General features: G+C 73.5%; 5 protein-coding genes (1 of these 5 cut by a window edge). 3 read left to right on the forward strand and 2 right to left on the reverse strand.

Annotated features, from left to right (window positions below):
* Positions 1-1427, reverse strand: a 1427-nt coding sequence (locus FrCorBMG51_RS17200; protein ID WP_235433676.1) for a DEDD exonuclease domain-containing protein, incomplete at its 3' end; no start/stop codon positions are given.
* A 9-nt stretch (positions 1428-1436) separates the two neighbouring features.
* Here FrCorBMG51_RS17200 and FrCorBMG51_RS32640 point away from each other — a divergent pair.
* Positions 1437-1571, forward strand: coding sequence for a hypothetical protein (locus FrCorBMG51_RS32640; RefSeq protein ID WP_256386221.1), 135 nt, complete (start codon positions 1437-1439; stop codon positions 1569-1571).
* 105 nt (positions 1572-1676) lie between these two features.
* On the opposite strand, the gene FrCorBMG51_RS17205 is transcribed toward FrCorBMG51_RS32640, so the two are convergent.
* Positions 1677-2090, reverse strand: coding sequence for a VOC family protein (locus FrCorBMG51_RS17205; RefSeq protein ID WP_047224091.1), 414 nt, complete (start codon positions 2088-2090; stop codon positions 1677-1679).
* 283 nt (positions 2091-2373) lie between these two features.
* Between FrCorBMG51_RS17205 and FrCorBMG51_RS17210 the strand changes: the two genes are divergently transcribed.
* Positions 2374-2772, forward strand: a complete 399-nt coding sequence (locus FrCorBMG51_RS17210; RefSeq protein WP_043603782.1) for an HIT family protein — start codon at positions 2374-2376, stop codon at positions 2770-2772.
* Between the two features lie 461 nt (positions 2773-3233).
* Positions 3234-3391 carry the 5' end (the start) of an NYN domain-containing protein gene (locus FrCorBMG51_RS17215; RefSeq protein ID WP_047224092.1) on the forward strand. Its footprint extends 1189 nt past the window's final position, so 158 of the gene's 1347 nt are visible here — the first part of the coding sequence; it begins with the start codon at positions 3234-3236; the stop codon falls past the right edge of the window.

The following is a 3391-nucleotide window of genomic DNA, read 5'->3' on the forward strand; positions in this document are numbered from 1 at the left end:
ATCACCGCGATGTCCCAGCCGCCCTCGTCGGTGGGCGCGGCGGCGGTCATCTCGGCCACGCCGGTCAGCGCCGCCAGGCGCTGGAGCCGCTGTGACGCGTGCAGGAAGGCCAGCAGCCGGTCGCGGACGACCGCCGCGTCCTCGTAGCGCTGCTCGGCGGCGAGGGTGGCGATGCGGACCCGCGCGGCGTCCACGACCACCTGCGGGTCGGCGGTGATGGCGGTCACGGCCGCTGCCACGTGCCGGGCGTACTCCTGCGGGCTCTCCCGGCCGTCGCAGGGCGCCCCGCAGCGGCCCAGCTCCACCAGCGCGCACGCGGCGGTGGGCCGGCGCGGTGACAGCCTGGTGGCGCACTGGCGCAGCGGGATCGCCTCGTGGATCGCGGCCGCGGCGAGGTCCGCCACGGCCATGCTGGGGAACGGGCCGAGGTAGGTACCGTCGTCCCGGGCCGCCCGCACCCGGGACAGCCGCGGGTACGGCTCATCGGTGATCTTCAGGTAGACCGCCCGTTCCGGGTTCCGGGAGCGGCGGTTGTACGGGGGCTTGTGCTCGGCGATCAGCCGGACCTCCCGGACCTGCGCCTCCAGCGCGTGCGCGCACGAGATCGCGTCCACCCGCTCGGCCGACGCGACCATCGCGGCCATCCGCTGCCGCGGCTCACCGGCGGTGAAGTACGACCGGACGCGGGCCCGTACCGACCGGGACGTCCCGACATAGAGGGGCCGGTCGCTGCTGTCCCGGAAGATGTACACCCCCGGGCCGGTCGGCAGGTCGTCCGCCAGGTGCCGCTTGCGCCGCCGGGCGGGGGAGACCTTGCGGGAGAATCCGTGCAGTTCCTCCAGCGTGGTCACGCCGAAACCGCCGAGACGCTCGAACAGCCCGTGCAGCACGGCGACGGTCGCCCGCGCGTCCGCCAGCGCCCGGTGGCAGGGCCCGGCGTCCGCGGGGAAGAGCCGGGCCAGCGAGGCGAGTTTGTGGTTCGGGGTCTCGTCTCGGCCCAGTACCTGCCTGGCGATACGGAGTGTGTCCAGATGCTCCCAGTCAGGGACGGGATGGCCGCAGCGTATACACGCCTCCCGCAGGAATCCGAGGTCGAAGGGCGCGTTGTGCGCGACCAGCACGCTGCCATGGGCGAACTCCAGGAAGGTCGGCAGGGCCGCGTCGATGCGGGGCGCGGTGGCGACCATCGCGTCGGTGATCCCGGTGAGGACCGAGATGAACGGCGGGATCGGCGCGTCCGGCCGCACCAGCGTCGCCAGTTCCGCGAGGACCTCCCCGCCGCGGATCTTCACCGCGCCGATCTCGGTGATCTCGCTGTCGGCCGCCCGGCTGCCGGTGGTCTCCAGGTCCACCACGACGAAGGTGACCTCCCGCAGGGGACGGCCGAGCTCCGCCGGCGGCACGGGCAGCTGGGCCGCCGGCAACACGGGATGAACATGATCGTGCTGCTGGCGGCCCGCCGGGGCGCCCTGATGGAGCGGGGACTGGTGCCCGGCGGGCGGCGTGGGTGGTGCGTCCGGGTGGCCGCCGCCCGGCGCGGGGAAGAACCGGCGCATGTCCGGGTACGGTAGTCCCTGCTCACGACAGTTTTCCGGCCCTGTTCCCGGGACGGGTTCCCGCTCGCGCCCGCCGGTCACCGGCTGGCCGCCAGACGCCGGNCAGACGCCGGTGGCCTGTCACGCGAACGGCCGGGCGAACCCGTCCTGACCCGCCGTGGTGACCCGGAACTCGTTGCCCTCCGGGTCGGCGAGGATGAAGCCGCTGTCGGCGCCGTCGGTGTAGCGTCCGACCTCGCGGGCGCCCAGCGACGACAGCCAGCCGACCACGCGTGCGGCGTCCACCGCGTACAGGTCCAGGTGCAGCCGGCCCGGGCTCGGCACCGACCCGGACACGCGCCGTAAACGCAGCTTGGGACCGGCGCCGGCCGGGTGGCGTAGGACGGCCGAGTCGCCGTCGTGCCGCGCAACCTCGTAGCCGAGTGCCGACGACCAGAACCCGACCATCAGCTCCACGTTGACGCAGTCCAGGCCCACCTGGGCCATGCGGATGCCATTCGTTTCAAACCAGGCCACAGGCGCATGATTCCGCATGGCTGACCGGTCTGTGTCGGTGTGTCACCCTGGGGCCGCCGGCCCGTCCACGGCAGCGCCCCGTCGCCGCCGTGCCGGTACCGTTGCGCTGCCCGGCCCGCGGCCGCGCTGTCGACCCGCCGTTGTGCTGCCGGCACGGCACCAGCACGCTGCCAGCGCGGGGCGGGGCCGAGCGGCGCGAGTGCCAGCGTGGGTCTCAGCCGGCTACTGTGCGGATACAGATACCGTCCAGGCAAAGTTACCGTCCAGATAAGGTCACCGTCCGGACATGTACTGTCCGGGCATGGCCAGCGTCTTCACCCGGATCATCAAGAGGGAGCTGCCCGGGCGGATCGTCCACGAGGACGACCACAGCGCGGCGTTCCTGACCATCGCCCCGATCCGGCCGGGGCACACCCTGGTGGTGCCACGGCTGGAGGTCGACCACTGGATCGACCTGCCGCCCGACGTCCTGCGGGAGCTGTGGAGCACCGCGGCCCTGGTCGGGCGGGCCATCGACACCGCCTTCCGTCCCCGCAGGGTGGCCGCGCTGCTCGCCGGGCTGGAGGTGCCGCATGTGCACGTGCACCTCATTCCGATCGACTCCGAGGCTGACATCTCGTTCGAGGCGGCCGATCACAACCCCGACCCGGCCGCGCTCGACGACGCGGCCGAACGCATCCGGGCCGCTCTCGCCCGGTAGCTCCCGGCAGGCCGGCCCTGTCCTGACCGGGGCGCTGTGACCTGGACGAACCGGCCGAGAACCCATGCGATCCGGAGGGATCGGGCTGGCCCGATACGCTGGGGTGTCGTCGTCGTTGTTCCCAACGTGCCCCGGAGTCTGGCCGTGTCCCTCGATCTTCCCGAACCGTCTACCCGCATGCGGTGGGGGACACGCGCGGATCCGCTCCGTTGCGCCGTGACGGGGAGGTTGTGGCACCGGGAGCGGGCCCGTGACCAGACCGCTCCCGGCGGTCCTGCCGGTCTCGGCAGCCCCGGCCGGGGCGGGGGACGAAGGGCGGTGGCCGGGGAGGCTGCGGGCTTCCGGCATCGTCGGCGTGGCGTACCGGACGGCACCACGGCGACCGGCGGCAGGCCGGGCGGTGACCTGCCGGTTGGCGGCAGGCTGGACGGCGCGCCGCGTGAGCTTGCACTGGCGTCCGGGTGAGCGAGCCGCTTCCCTCCAGCGTCCGGGCACAGATTGTGGCATTCGCGGCCGACACCCTTGCCGATCTCCCGGAACAGGATGTGCCGGCCACGCTCGTGGCCGTCCGCCGCTTCATCCCGTCCCGGCGGTCCCGGCTCGGGGCGACCCCGCTGGC

The organism is Protofrankia coriariae (assembly GCF_001017755.1).
GTDB lineage: Bacteria > Actinomycetota > Actinomycetes > Frankiales > Frankiaceae > Protofrankia > Protofrankia coriariae.

What these genes read in the sequence shown, in the direction of transcription:
- FrCorBMG51_RS32640 (WP_256386221.1), top strand. Translation starts at nt 1,437, where the DNA reads ATGATCGTGCTGCTGGCGGCCCGCCGGGGCGCCCTGATGGAGCGGGGA.
- FrCorBMG51_RS17205 (WP_047224091.1), bottom strand. Translation starts at nt 2,090, where the DNA reads ATGCGGAATCATGCGCCTGTGGCCTGGTTTGAAACGAATGGCATCCGC.
- FrCorBMG51_RS17210 (WP_043603782.1), top strand. Translation starts at nt 2,374, where the DNA reads ATGGCCAGCGTCTTCACCCGGATCATCAAGAGGGAGCTGCCCGGGCGG.